This is a genomic window from Bariatricus sp. HCP28S3_D3, assembly GCF_052065755.1.
Taxonomy (GTDB): domain Bacteria; phylum Bacillota; class Clostridia; order Lachnospirales; family Lachnospiraceae; genus Allocoprococcus.
Genome location: NZ_JBQHTK010000049.1, coordinates 1 through 13,196 on the forward strand (window position 1 = coordinate 1; position 13,196 = coordinate 13,196).

Annotated in this window: 11 protein-coding genes; all 11 read right to left on the reverse strand. The window is 35.5% G+C overall.

The window, feature by feature from the left end; genetic code table 11:
- Positions 1-96: 96 nt before the first annotated feature.
- The gene (locus ACTNB3_RS16885; RefSeq protein WP_441027063.1) at positions 97-1,209 is read right to left on the reverse strand and encodes a Coenzyme F420 hydrogenase/dehydrogenase, beta subunit C-terminal domain; all 1,113 of its coding nucleotides are present in this window, start codon (positions 1,207-1,209) and stop codon (positions 97-99) included.
- A 5-nt stretch (positions 1,210-1,214) separates the two neighbouring features.
- Positions 1,215-2,627, reverse strand: coding sequence for a flippase (locus ACTNB3_RS16890; RefSeq protein WP_441027065.1), 1,413 nt, complete (start codon positions 2,625-2,627; stop codon positions 1,215-1,217).
- Positions 2,611-3,726, reverse strand: coding sequence for a polysaccharide pyruvyl transferase family protein (locus ACTNB3_RS16895; protein WP_441027067.1), 1,116 nt, complete (start codon positions 3,724-3,726; stop codon positions 2,611-2,613). The genes ACTNB3_RS16890 and ACTNB3_RS16895 overlap by 17 nt, the downstream gene beginning before the upstream one ends.
- 364 nt (positions 3,727-4,090) lie before the next feature.
- On the reverse strand, positions 4,091-5,077 hold the full coding sequence (locus tag ACTNB3_RS16900; protein WP_441027069.1) for a glycosyltransferase family 2 protein: 987 nt from the start codon (positions 5,075-5,077) through the stop codon (positions 4,091-4,093).
- Positions 5,078-5,100: 23 nt separating this feature from the next.
- Complete coding sequence (locus ACTNB3_RS16905; protein WP_441027071.1) at positions 5,101-6,369, reverse strand: O-antigen polymerase; 1,269 nt, start codon at positions 6,367-6,369, stop codon at positions 5,101-5,103.
- On the reverse strand, positions 6,362-7,603 hold the full coding sequence (locus ACTNB3_RS16910; RefSeq protein ID WP_441027073.1) for a glycosyltransferase: 1,242 nt from the start codon (positions 7,601-7,603) through the stop codon (positions 6,362-6,364). Before ACTNB3_RS16910 ends, ACTNB3_RS16905 begins: the two co-directional genes overlap by 8 nt.
- A complete protein-coding gene (locus ACTNB3_RS16915; protein ID WP_441027075.1) occupies positions 7,603-8,391 on the reverse strand; it encodes a glycosyltransferase family 2 protein in 789 nt (262 codons plus the stop codon). The genes ACTNB3_RS16910 and ACTNB3_RS16915 overlap by 1 nt, the downstream gene beginning before the upstream one ends.
- 3 nt (positions 8,392-8,394) lie before the next feature.
- The gene (locus ACTNB3_RS16920; protein ID WP_441027079.1) at positions 8,395-9,144 is read right to left on the reverse strand and encodes a metallophosphoesterase; all 750 of its coding nucleotides are present in this window, start codon (positions 9,142-9,144) and stop codon (positions 8,395-8,397) included.
- A gap of 325 nt (positions 9,145-9,469) precedes the next feature.
- Entirely contained in the window at positions 9,470-10,531 is a 1,062-nt protein-coding gene (locus ACTNB3_RS16925; protein ID WP_441027083.1) for a glycosyltransferase, read from the reverse strand.
- Positions 10,532-10,687: 156 nt separating this feature from the next.
- Positions 10,688-12,106 carry a sugar transferase gene (locus tag ACTNB3_RS16930; RefSeq protein ID WP_441027081.1) on the reverse strand — a complete coding sequence of 473 codons (1,419 nt, stop codon included), beginning with the start codon at positions 12,104-12,106 and terminating at the stop codon, positions 10,688-10,690.
- Positions 12,107-12,245: 139 nt separating this feature from the next.
- Positions 12,246-12,755, reverse strand: a complete 510-nt coding sequence (gene loaP / locus ACTNB3_RS16935; protein WP_427820679.1) for an antiterminator LoaP — start codon at positions 12,753-12,755, stop codon at positions 12,246-12,248.
- Positions 12,756-13,196 lie beyond the last annotated feature (441 nt).

A 13,196-nucleotide genomic window follows, 5' to 3' on the forward strand; every position in this document is an offset into this window, starting at 1 on the left:
TTTATTCAGTTTTCAATGTGCAAATTTATTTATGTCAAACACCCAAAACAGGTGGTTCAACCTATTAGTTATGCGATGTGCTGGCTGTCCTAGTTTTCAGACAGTCTCCCCGACTTTAATCAGGTGAAGTGCCACCAGTACTTTCTTAATATTTCTTTTAATAATTCTTTTCTTATACAACTTGAATGTAGATAAAGCAAATGATTTACCCGAAACAATATCATTGAGAAATGCTTCACGTTGAGGCTTTTTTATCGATGGATGCCTCAATTGATGATTTTCATTTCTAGCTTTTTCCAAGTCTACATTCTTCATTTCAAGTTTAGCGTAATATACTAAATCTCGACCTTTTTCAGTCTGTATTAAAATTAACGACACTCCATTTTTTTCTTCTTCTTTATATTCTGTACCCCACGAATCACCTAGTGTAACATCTGAGACTCTATCGGTTGTTGCAAATTGACACTCATAGCAATTTTCCGTGTAGCTTATCGAATCCAGGAAAGTGATTAAATAGTCGTCTGTACCTTCTGGTGTGAATGTTTTTCCGCTATCAGCAAGACCAAATGCTGTATTTGTTCTAAACTTAATATCATTACACTCTTTTATCTTAATTTTCTTTTCAGCTAGGAACTTTTCCAATATTTGGGGAGATGGGGTTCCATGGCAGATTAGGTCAATAGTATATAAATTGTCTTGATTCTTTATATAATTCTTTAAACCTGCAACTTGACATGGCAAGCTAATAAACAGAACCTTATCAGTCTTTAATCTTTCCTGTATTTTTTTATATATTCCAGTGGGATTACTCTTTACATATTTAGAGCCAGCAAATCGTTTTGCAACTTCTAAATCGTTTGTCAGTTCAAAAACAAACTCTCCATCCTTGAATAGGCAAGATGCGACATATCCTCCTGATTGTATGAAGGATTTAATTATCGCAGATGCCGCTCCACCAGAAGAAGATTTACTCCTAACACTCCATTCGGCCCACCCCTGTTTCCATTCTAAAGGAAACATCTTCTCCAATTCTGTATTATTAGGGCATACTTTTTCACACTGCCCACAGTTTATACAAATATCCATATCTTTTACGGCATTATAAGAGAATATGTTATCTACAATAGAAATACAATTCTTTGGACATTTATCCAGACATGCCATGCAACCATTGCACTTATTTTCTTCACAAACTGTTTTTATATGCATAATTATTAACGTTTCTCCTTCGCAAACCGCATGAATATTTTTCTACCAAAAGGAAGCCAAATATTCTTAAAAATATATATTATCATCACTAAAATAATTATTTGTAGAATCTGTGCAAAACTATTATCTGCAAACATAAGAGTTGCCGAACAAATAAGCGCAATGCTACCAATTATCAATTCCCTTGTTAGTACATTGTAATACATATATTTTTTAGTATGAAATACTCTGAAAATAAAGACAGAAATATAACTAATACATGTTGCAAATGCAGCGCCATACACGCCAAAATTTGGGATTAACGTGAAATTTAAAGCAATATTTAAAATAGCACCAAATGTGCCAGAAAGTAGGAATCCCTTACTATCTTTATGTACTGTATAACTCGTAGACATAAACGTCCCTAATGTCAAATAAACACATCCAATAATGAGAAACGGTGTATATTGCCATGCTTCATAATATTTGGGGGATACATATATTTTTAAAAATGGCTTGATGACAGCCATCATACATAACCCAATAAGCATGATTACACTTATCATGGATTTAAATACATTATTAGTATAAGTTTCTACATCTTCTGCATCTTCTTCTCTAATTGCAGAATAACTCCATGCTTGATTAAAAATGCCAGTAAAAGTCGAAATCAAAGTTGGCAATTTATATGAAATAGCGTATACACCATTTGCAGCCACTCCAATCATGCTTGTAACCATTACGTGGTCTGAAGAATTCATTATCCACCACATAAAAGAGTTCGGTATTAGTACGACAGAATACTTAAGCATTTCCTTTATTTTTCGTTTATCAAGAGGTGCTCTGATAGCTCGATATCCCTTGCCAATGATTAAAGCATAAACTGCAACAATGGCGTTAGCGATTGTATATGCTAATAGATATCCGGCAATTCCAAATTTAAATCCCAATAAAAATAAAATATTAAAGCCTGCTATTAGTAAAGTATTTAGTATATTTCCTATACTGTATTGAACCAGTAATTCTTTTCCCCTTAAATCGCAAAGAAAAACTTGGCTAGATGCTGAACAAACTACATAAAAATAAACAAGAATACTAAACGAAGAAACCTGATTCCATAATCTACATAATGGAATTAATGCCAATCCAAGCAACATACCAAAGAATAAAATAACAATGCCTATTTTTGTTATTTTATTCTTATCTACCCCTCTATCTAAATTGAATCGCATTACAGCTTCCATGATATTTAATGTTATTATTGGTACAGCAATTGTTGAAATTGTAACAACCAAATCAACAGTTCCGTATTCTGATGTTGTTAAAACATTTGTGTATAATGGAATAAGAAAAAAGGAGATAACCTTTGTTGCAAGATTGCCAATAGTGAATATTATTGTGTTCTTAAACAAATATTTTGATCTATTTTGTTTCTCCATTTATATATCTCTCCAAGTATTTATAGGTATTACTTCTTTCGGTTTCTATAACTTTTTTTATTGATTCATTCTCTTTTTCCAAACTATAAACCGAGTTAAGCTTTGACAAATCATCTACCAAGTGCCTTTCAATACCTAATCTCTTTATTAAATCACTGAGTTTATTATAGTTACTTTCTCTTGTAATCACTGCAAATTTATTCGCATACTTTGCTGAAAAAATGGTGCCATGAAAAGTATCTGTGATAACAAAATCTGCGTTTTGAAATACTTTTAAACATTCAAATGGATTACAGGCAATAAATTCTTTGCACCAGGTTTGACCGCCTTGAACAGCTATTGGTGTTAGATTATGAGAATTACAAAAATCCAATATCTTTCTAATCTCATCTTGCTTATAAAATCTATACGGATAGCTATATATCACACAATAGTGTTTTGGTAGACTAGGAAGTTCACTTTCTTCAACCTCTTTATCAAAATCATAAATCAATACAGGATCAAAATGCCTAGACATATTTTTAATGCCAAAATGATTTACAAATTCGTAAGTATTCGCATCTCTTACCGAAAAGCCTCTAATATTTTGAAAAGCATTACCTATACTTTCTTTTATAGCATTAGGAAGATTTTCATATTTTGTTGCACCACAGGAAGCTGCATATGTAATGATAGCGTCAGACTCTGATACGTTACCAAACAACTGTGATGTATAACCCCACCATCCAGCGTATAAACAATTAAAAACTTCATCAGATCCAATAATACACAGATCATACTTTGCAGATTTCTTATTTATGCTTAGATTATTAATTCGAAAATCTTTACAAATAGCTAAAAATTTCTTATAGACTAATTTGTTTTTAGCTAAAATGAAAAAATTTCTAGAAAAAATTTTCTCTACAAGGGTCTTTTCATCGGACTCATCAGAGTGCTTTTTCACATCGCTATCGAGAAGATTAAAATCTTGCTCTATTTTTTTTATATCTAAAAATTCTACTTCACAACCAAATGATTCAACTATTTTTTTTAGCCCATATGCTTGTAATAAAGAACCATAGTTGTCTATCATTTGCATTGATAAAATACACGCTTTCATTCAATTATCTTGCCTTTCTTGATTTCTTGATTAATAAATACTGCATATGGCCAGTTTTTGCGGACAGCTGGGCCACATTTTCCGGCCAGTCAGAGACACAATAAGCGGACAGTTAAATTTCAAGCCATCAAGTCTTATGCCGCGAAAGGTGCTTTACATGAGTAGCTCATGATAGGCTGTTTAGCCCTGGCAAATCCGTCTCTGACGCGGTTTCCAGGCTTTGCCAATGAATCATGAGCGGTAGAGGCTCATGTCAAGCACACCGTGGAATAATGCTTGATGGCTGGCCGCCGATTATGTCCCACACTGTCCGCCTAATATGGCACAGGTGGCCGTTTAGGCTGGCAATCTGCAAATACATTTTCTATTTATACATCATATTAATTTTATATAACGTATTCCTAATCTTGAATGCTGTTTTTATGCCAACTGGTCCAAATATAGATGACATACAAAATAGCTTCTGTTTTTTATTTAATTCACGATTGGCTATTACTTCGTTTTTGTATTTTTTTACTATATCATACACATATTTCATATCAGTATGATTAAATGGTATTTTTGTAATAGTAAGAAGCGCTTCATAAAACAACTTAAATACGGCGGCATCTTTAAGGTGTGGATATTCTTTATTTATATAATCTAGTTCTTCAATTGAAAAATTTATTCTATCTAATTCATTGCTAGAATAATTTGAATTAACAATACTATATGGATTTTCTTTATAATAGTAATATACAATTATATCTGTGAAAATAATCTTTTTACTTCTACCAAATAGTTTATAAGTAGTTCCTAGGTCCTCATAAAGTTTTCTGTATGGATAAGTTATGCCATCAAAGAGCTCCTTTTTATAAAGTTTAGCTGAAGCACTATTAGTCACACCATGCATATACAATAGTTTCTTTAAACTATTTATAGTGTCAAAGTCTTCTACCAAAAAGTTCGCACATGTTGAATTTTCTACGACATTTCTCTTGAATACCTCTTGAATCCTTCCGCAAACTATATCTGCATCTTTTTCAAGAATCAATTCATATAATTTCTCAATAGCGTAAATTGGTACCCAGTCATCGCTATCAACAAAATACAAATAAGAACCGATCGAATGAGATATTCCATAATTTCTAGCATCTGATAAACCGCCATTCTTTTTATCAAACACTTTAATACGATTATCTTTGTTCTTCCATGCTTCGCATATTTCTAGAGATGAATCCTTAGATCCATCATTTATCAATAATATTTCAATATTCTCATATGTTTGATTTATTAAACTCTGTATACATTTGTCGAGATATTTCTCAACATTATATACAGGAACAATAACAGAAATTAAGTGCTTTTCCATTAAACAATCTCCTCAACAATATGCTACGCTACTCTTTTTTTATATAAAAATTTATCAATAAAATACATATATACAAAAATAAGCATTACTGGTGTTCGCGCAATATAAAACTCAAAAATCCAAAATGGTAATATTGCAATAGAGTAGTAGAGCATCGCCTTACTACATACAGAGTTCACTACTTTATAACGTTTATAAATGAATGCATAAACCAAAGCCATGTATGCCGGATCTATCACTAATCCCAATATTCCAAAATCTCTTAGGCAAACATAAGCAAAAGTAACATTATTATTCATTACAACACCATTATTAAGGGTAAAATAAATTTGAGCTATTTGATTAATTTCCTCAATTCCTGATAGCATATTTGTTTGGAAACCCACGCCTTTAATAAATATTTTGAAAACATCAGTAATCGGGCTTAACATTCCTTTACCAAATAAATAATTACCCCCATTGAGCAGTGTTGTCGCTGTGTGCTTTATATAATAATCAAATAAATGTATACTTCCAACAAAGTAACAATAAACATTATAAAGTAATCCTTTCTCAGAGTTTAAAGATCTTTGCCCAGTAATTGCAACAATAAGCAAAAGCAATGCCAAAATTGAAAAAATGAGTTTTTTATTCTTTTTTATAATGCGAGAGATACTTCCTCCATATTCAAATCCTAAAGCTGAAATCATGTACATGATAATCAGTAAAAAATCCATTCGGCCTGCCGTAATAAACATCAACACTATATAAGTAAAAAAGTTTATCAATAAATTAATAGAAACTTTTCTTTTTTGAATTAACTCCAATATCGAATAACAAGTAAGCGAAGTATTCAATGGTGAGAGAAAATATACAATCAAAAATCTAATCCTCTGATCATAGTAATCTCCCTGCCAAGCCCATCTAAGATAATTAAATCCACTTTCTTTAAAGATAGCAAATCCCTTTACAGCAATTGGAACAAGGATTGCCAAGATAATGCAGGATAGTGTCAATTTTATAAAAGATCTAGGCTCATAAACAGCAAAAATTTTTTTCTTAACTCTTATTGCCGATGTAAAAATTAAAGTAAATATTTCAAAAGAAAATAAACCAATTGTTAAATATAAATATGTGGTAAGCGACACGCTTTCAAATCCAAAGAAAGAAAACAACGACAAAAGCATAACAAAGACGTACATAATGATAAAAACGTTTGCGTAGTTCAAATTCGATTTAAACAAAATCTTGTTTATAAAAATTGAAAAAGCAAATAACGCAAATATCATAATAAACGCAATCATGCTAGACATAGGTAAATTGTCTCCTTCTTTCTAATTCAGCATATATTTTCAACAAGTTATCTACATACCATTTTTCTGATCCTCGATTTTCATCAAACATCTGATAGGTGTTTCTAGATAGCCTCTTTACATAATCATCATCTTTAAATCTATTAATTGCTGCAGTCATTGCATCTGCATTAGCTTTTACTATTTCCCCATTTTCTCCTTGTACTATATCATCTGTAGCAGAGCTACAATCAGTGACGATACAAGGTATTCCATTGGCCTGCACTTCTGGCACAGTAAGAGGAGAACCTTCATACCATAGTGTCGGGAAAATTAGTGCCCTGGTTTTCTTCAAATGTTCGTTAATTTGTTCTTTATTTTGCCATCCCATAAATTCTATGTTGGGGTACTTTTGTTTAAGATTTTCTTCAAGAATTCCTTTTCCAATTATTACACCATGTACCCCTGCTTTTGTCACTGCTTCACAGAACAACTGAGGCCCTTTTTCTCCGCTGAGTCTTCCTATGTAAACGAAATTCGAGTTTTTCTCTGCTTCTATTTGCTTACGTTCCCCAACGTTGATAGGGTTTTTCACCAAATACTTATGTTTTACTTCTGGAATCCTCCTCAGAAGCTGTTTTTCTTGATAAGGAGAAATAAAAATATAGTTCAAATTTTCATTATGCCTAATCACACTATTCTGATTTGCTTGTCTGATGCACCTCCACAATTTTTGCGGATAGTTTCGTGCATCACAATTGCATTTCAAGCAAGTCGTTGATAGTGGGCGCAATTCGCATATCTTCTGTTCCACATAGTTGAAACACGCTCCATTAGGGCAAGCTAAAAAGTATTCGTGAATAGTCAGATATGTGTTAAAGCCCATTTCCTCACAAGCCTTAAAAACTGAACTAGAGAGCACCTTTGTCCATGTATGAATATGTACAACTGTCTCTTCTTTATTTAACGTAGAAAGCAATTTCTTTAATTCTTCTCCTGCTTTCTTGTTGTATATTCCCTTAAGAAAAGCATCTATTTTATTCTTGTTGCCAAGAAGATCAGGCATACCTAAAGCAATAACTTTTGCTCGACTGTTTTTCAGTTCTTCACAAGGTTCACCATTTCCTGCGAAACAATATACATTTAAGTCTGTGTGCTTAGCAAAAGCCAAAACTGATTGCATAGCTACATTTGCGGCTCCACCTTCAAAGAAAGCATAATCGCACACAATGACTATGTTTTTTAGTTCTTTCATTATGACCATTTCACTCCCCACTTTTTAAAGTAGTATTTCATGCTCTGAACATGGTACTTGAAAAGCGTTTTATTTCCATGCGATCCCTTTTCCCACTTATGTATTACCCTAGCCCCAGGGAAGTACATGAGCTTGGATACTTGATTAACTCTTTTGCAGAGATCTGCATCTTCGACATACATAAAGAAGTTGTCGTCAAATCCCTTCAGCTCCTTAAACAAATCCGTTCTGACAACTAGGAAAGAGCCCTGCCCAAACGGAACTTGGAACGGTTTGCTATAGTCCTTATTCTGGAGGGTATGTTTTTTAATTCTTCCTGGGAACAAACCCTTACAGAAGAAACGGATAAACATATCAAAAACAGTTAGTTCTTCTCTATAAACCAACTGCCTTTTACCGTATTCATCTCTGATATCTGGAATAACCATTCCAACGTCTTTGTTTTCATTCATCCAAGAAATAATCTTTGAGAACGCATCTTCACAGAAAAGAATGTCTGGATTAACGATGGCGTGATACTCACTGTCCAACCTATCTAAAACTGTGTTATGCCCTTTTCCAAATCCTAAATTGCTGCCAGCATCGATGTACTCTACATCGTTACACTTCTCAATAAACTCCTTAAACTCTTCAACATCAGACGGAGAAGAAATAGCGACGCCATTATCGACAATGTATATTCTTTTAGGTAATTCTGGAGACGTAAATTGCTCCATTGATGTTATAGCAGCTTTTATATCTTCGTAATTGTTATAGGCGACTATACAAGCCGATAATTTAACTGACATTTACTACTCTCCCTTTATTTCTATAAAAACAATTTCTGTTGAATTCCACAGTCTTGGAATTGGTAAGGTGTTTGACAGCCCTCTGCTGACTACCAGTTTCTGGTCAAAAACTCCACCATCATATTTCGGTAAGAACCCTTGACTTTTCCCGTATAATCCTTTTCCAAACAGTCTTATTTGCCCTCCATGAGCGTGACCAGAAAGGATCAAGTCTATATTTCTCTTCTTTGTATATGGATCATAATTGTCGGGGTGATGGTCTAGTAGGATTTTGTATCCTTCTTGGTTCTCAAACTCATCCAGCCACGCCACCTCTGGAAAGAGTGCCATTGGAATCTTTGGATCGTACTTCTCGCATTTGTGATAGAAGTATGAAGTCATACCACCAATTACAATTTCCTCATTAAATCGAATGAAAGAATCATTAAGTACTGTGACTCCTATCTTCTTTATTTCTTCTATATCCCACCTGTTTAGAAGGTAATCGTGATTTCCAAACGAAAAGAAGGTTGGTGCAATACCAACTATCTCTTTTAAAAAATCTCTAACATTAGGACTTTCCGACAACGAAGTGTTACACAAATCTCCAGCGATACATATCATGTCCGGATTATTTGATTGGAGCATTGGCAAGATACGTGGATTGACTTTGCTATGCGTATCCGCCAATAGCGCAATTTTGTAGTTTTTGCTCAGTGGTGCGTTCAAGACATAATTGACTGTTTTCATCTTCAGCTCCACTTCTCTGCCCATCTCTGGGTATTCTTCTATACTTCTCTGCCTTTACGGCATTCTTCTTTTCTTCTATTCCGGTTCCTCACCGTTCTTCTCTCCCAATCAATCCCATTCACCCAGTGTACCTTCAACTTTCTTTTATTCCTCTTTTAAACTTCCTTATCCACCCCAATCTTTCGGTGCTGGTATTAGTAAAAGTAATGAGAAATAGTACATATAAGGTAGGGTGGGAAGAATGGTAAACCAACCGCTAAACCATGACGAGCATACAAATATACAGTGTATATCTTTTTTAGTGCTTTTTAGTGAGTCTATACCCTGCACTCTTGTGGGGACATCAAATCTACCAGACAAGTCTTCGCCAATGGAATGTAAGCATTCCAACCACCCTCGCTACCATAATCGGAATTTGCAAAACAATTTCTTCTATTGTTATTAAAATCAGTTTCGGTATCCATCTCAAAAGGCTCCTCATATTTTTCTCTGTATCTATGTATGCTGCAAATATTGTCAATCCAATTTGAGCCAAAGCATATCCTGCAAACACCAACGAACAAAACGGAAACATATTCTTGTCTATCAACAAAACCGTGTAAATTACCCAAAAGATAGGCCCAAGTAACTCAATCACGAACTGATAGCACATTGTTACGAGCCCCAATAGCCCATAATGTGGATTAGCAATCATGTTATAGTGCTTGATAAGACAATCCATCAATCCCCTTTGCCACCTGTCTCTTTGGTGTAATAACCTTTTAATGCTATGTGGCACTCCGGTATAACAGACAGCAGTTGGATCATAAACAATCTGTTTCTTCGATTGCTGATAGTCTTTCTCTTGCAATCGAAGAACCAACTCCATATCTTCCCCAACAGTATCGATATCATACCCATTAATTCCCAGCAGAGTGCTTTTGCGAAAGACCCCAAATGCCCCTGAAATCAAACACTGTGCGTTTAACCTGGCAAATATGCTCCTGGAAATCTGAAATGTCTTCATATATTCGCAAGACTGAATCGCTTCCAGCTGACATGAGTCTTCTCTTTTAACAAGTAAGCGTCCACCGACAGCAACCACTTCATCATTTCGGAAATGCTTTACCGCCTTAGAAAGAGCATCTTCCTGTAAGACACAATCAGCATCAAGTATACAAACCAAATCATTTCTTGCATGGCAAAGCCCTTCATTCAAAGCATTTCCCTTTCCCCTTTTTCGGATATAAAACTCTCGCAACAAATAATCCGAATCTTGATAAAAAACATCTTTTTCAGCCACATCTGTGCCCTGTGGAAGATCTTTGATATCATTTCTTAGAATCAAAATCTCACAATTCTTACATTCCTGTCGTATAACGGATTCTATTGTTTCGTTTATGATTCTTAATCCGGTTAAAGGAATCAGGATACTTACTGAAAATCAGATTTATTTATCATCCTCATCTCCTCTGCTATAGTTTATCGACATTCCGGTCGAGTTCTGTATGAGCTTGGATTTCTGTCAACAAAATCCATGTGAAAACTCAACTGAGAATTTAGGGTAGACATTGCTAAATAGAGCTTTCTATTTCGCCCCATCTTTTCCAATCACAACCAACACTGTTTTCAACAAAATCTTAATATCCAGCCCCAAATCCCAGTTCTTAATATATTCTGTATCCAGCCTCACAACTTCTTCAAAGTCGGTAATGTCGCTCCGTCCGCTGATCTGCCACATCCCGGTAATCCCCGGTTTGATCGCCAGTCTGGCCCGATGATGCAGATCATACTTCTCCCACTCATCCTCTGTAGGCGGTCTGGTTCCAACGAGACTCATATCACCCTTCAGCACATTCCAGAACTGTGGAAACTCATCCAGGGAATAATCCCGGATAAAATTTCCGATCCCTTTAATAATCCTAGGGTCATTATCCATCTTGAACATCATGCCGTCCTTGATATTATTCTGCGCCATGAGTTCCTTCTTCCGTTCCTCCGCATCCATATACATGCTTCGGAACTTATAGATCTTAAACTTCCTTCCATTCTTCCCAACCCGGATCTGACTGAAGAAGATCGGTCCCGGAGATTTCACATAGATCCACGGTGCCACAATCACAAAGATAATCGCTGTACCGATCAGTCCGACAATTCCTCCTGCGATGTCCATAAGCCGCTTCACAAATACCTGTTTCTGTGATGCCATGTTGATGCTGCTGGAGATCACCGTATATCCTTCAATCTCCTCCACCATCTGACGCATCTTCTCTTTTTTCAGCCTTGCCAGCTTCAGATGCACCGTAAGTCCCATGATTCCACATTCATCAATCAGCTTCTCCGAAAGCGGTATCTCATTCGGAATGCTGAACATCACTTCATCTGTCCAGGCTGTTTTCAAATATTCAGCGATCTGATCCACTCCGTAAATAACCGGAAGTCCATGGAATTCTCTTCTTTCGCCTTCTTCATCCACGATCCCGATTCCGGTAACCTTGAATTCACTGTATGGATTATCGGTAAAGTTGTTAAGAAGTTCTTCATAATTCTTTTTTGATCCGACCAGCATAATGCCCCGTTTTCCGGCAGCCGGTCCCCGGTGGCTTCTCAGCCACATTTTCAAAATACATCTTCCTATAAAAAGGAAACTCCATGCAATGAGCGGAAAATAAAACATCGCCAGACGCGAAGAATGTGCAGATTCTTTAATTACAAAAAGATAGACGATGACACCGGCGCAAACAACGAGCACATGACGTGCAACCGCTTTTGCTTCCAGCCAGTATCCTCGTCTCAGAATACCTCGATATGTTTCCATCAGGAATCCCATCACCAGATCAATCAGCCCCAAGACAATGAAGATGCTTCGCATGAACGTATCCATCTGCAAAGTCAGGTCTCCATTTCGTACCACATACGCCACATAGAACGCAGCTTCTATTAATATGAAGTCCAACAAAATAAAATCCCAGTGCTTGAACCAATGCGATGTATTCCTTTTATACATTTTTCTTCCCGACCCTCAAATCTTTCGATGCCTGTGGGCATTTATTTGCCCTGCATTTATGGCACTTTCTTTTATAACCAGTATTTTTATCGTATAAAAAATGATGTTTCTAGCAACGTAGTTATTTCAGTTCCATTTTTTACACAGTTTTGGAAATAATTTCCAATCCCACTTCAACTCTCTGCATTCTTCCGAACATTTCGATTTCCAGCCAGGCTTTACGCTTGTGGCGGTCAATCTTTCGAATGAACGCTTCCATCCCTTCAAGAGGTCCGGACAATATTTTCACTTGTGAATTTTCAATTATTCCTTCTGACATTTGAACGATCTTATCCTCACCGCCGAAATGCTGAATAAACTCAACTTCCTCATCGGTGAGTGGAACGATCTCCTGACCGGTTCCGATCATCTTGGTCATTCCATCAATGTGTTTTAATTCTTCATATAAATCATTCAAATAATCTGTAACCACAAAAACATAACCGGGAAATAGAATCTTTTTCTGAACAGTCCATTTACCTCGGAAGTGTTTCTTCTCTTCATACTGAGGTATAAAACACTCTTCCATAATACTTTTGTCTATCTTCTTTTCGCATTGTAAACGAATTCGTTCTTCTGCACCTGTACTGACCTGTACAACGTACCACATTCTTTTTCTCCTCACTCATGTTTATGTCATCAATTGTTGCATGGATTAGGAAAAAAAAGAACCTTGCCAACCAAAAATGGACGTGCTTCGCCACTCCATCTTCAATCAGACAGATTCTCATACACATATATCATCTGAATCTTCCAAACGCGACACGGCGACGATTTGGTTTACTCAGAATTTTTCCGTTTCCATACTTTTGTATTATACCCTAACCCTTCCTTTTTTTCAACATTTGTTGACATATTTTGTGTTTTTTCTATAGTGCACACCTATACGTGCTATTTTTTTTCTGTAATTTTTGTGCATTTCGTATATTGACTTTTTAATCCTGAATTATTCATGGAGCAGTATTAGGAGCTAATAACTGCATCATGAATCTCTCAAATGCTCCACACAGCCATAATCTCTCTCTCTAAACCTGTCAAAAGGGTATAAAAT

Excerpts from the sequence above, each read along its gene's own strand:
- ACTNB3_RS16885 (WP_441027063.1), bottom strand. The coding sequence starts at position 1,209 with ATGCATATAAAAACAGTTTGTGAAGAAAATAAGTGCAATGGTTGCATG.
- ACTNB3_RS16890 (WP_441027065.1), bottom strand. The coding sequence starts at position 2,627 with ATGGAGAAACAAAATAGATCAAAATATTTGTTTAAGAACACAATAATA.
- ACTNB3_RS16895 (WP_441027067.1), bottom strand. The coding sequence starts at position 3,726 with ATGAAAGCGTGTATTTTATCAATGCAAATGATAGACAACTATGGTTCT.
- ACTNB3_RS16900 (WP_441027069.1), bottom strand. The coding sequence starts at position 5,077 with ATGGAAAAGCACTTAATTTCTGTTATTGTTCCTGTATATAATGTTGAG.
- ACTNB3_RS16905 (WP_441027071.1), bottom strand. The coding sequence starts at position 6,369 with ATGTCTAGCATGATTGCGTTTATTATGATATTTGCGTTATTTGCTTTT.
- ACTNB3_RS16910 (WP_441027073.1), bottom strand. The coding sequence starts at position 7,603 with ATGAAAGAACTAAAAAACATAGTCATTGTGTGCGATTATGCTTTCTTT.
- ACTNB3_RS16915 (WP_441027075.1), bottom strand. The coding sequence starts at position 8,391 with ATGTCAGTTAAATTATCGGCTTGTATAGTCGCCTATAACAATTACGAA.
- ACTNB3_RS16920 (WP_441027079.1), bottom strand. The coding sequence starts at position 9,144 with ATGGGCAGAGAAGTGGAGCTGAAGATGAAAACAGTCAATTATGTCTTG.
- ACTNB3_RS16930 (WP_441027081.1), bottom strand. The coding sequence starts at position 12,106 with ATGTATAAAAGGAATACATCGCATTGGTTCAAGCACTGGGATTTTATT.
- loaP (WP_427820679.1), bottom strand. The coding sequence starts at position 12,755 with ATGTGGTACGTTGTACAGGTCAGTACAGGTGCAGAAGAACGAATTCGT.